Raw genomic sequence first — 473 nt, 5'->3', positions numbered from 1 at the left:
GCCTGCTGGAGGGCGAGGGCTTTGCCCCCGCGGCGGATCCCGCACGAAGCGCCCATGCGCTCGGACAACAGATCCTGGTCGCAATCAGCAACGGCATCGTGCGCCAGACGCGCGCCGTCCTCAAACCGGCGCCCGCCGCAAAGCCGCTCAAAGTCTCTCACGAACCATCCGTGAGCAAAGCATCCAAGCGAGTTGGAGCAATCCAGTTGCCGTTAGTGCCAGTGACCGGCAACGCCCGGATCGAACTTCAGGTGAAGCTGCAAACCGCGCTATCGGATGCGGTCTCAGAGTGTCTGAAGATCGAGCACGACAGTATTGATATCGATACAGAACTTAGCGAGTTTGGCTTTGACTCGATCACGTTGACGGGGTTCGGCAACCAGCTGAACGATCGATACGGACTGGAGCTCAGTCCGACGGTGTTCTTCGAGCACCCGACCATCGAGAAGCTGGCTGCGCATCTGGTGCAGGCG

At 60.3% G+C, this 473-nt stretch carries 1 protein-coding gene; it reads left to right on the top strand.

The genetic code is table 11. The features are described 5' to 3' along the window. The coding region (locus tag TSA1_RS40495; protein WP_210421921.1) for an acyl carrier protein at window positions 1-473 on the top strand (473 nt) is incomplete at both ends.

The organism is Bradyrhizobium nitroreducens, assembly GCF_002776695.1.
Lineage (GTDB): Bacteria > Pseudomonadota > Alphaproteobacteria > Rhizobiales > Xanthobacteraceae > Bradyrhizobium > Bradyrhizobium nitroreducens.
Note: the sequence above shows the minus strand (reverse complement) of the source record. Positions and strands in the feature narration are given on the sequence as shown.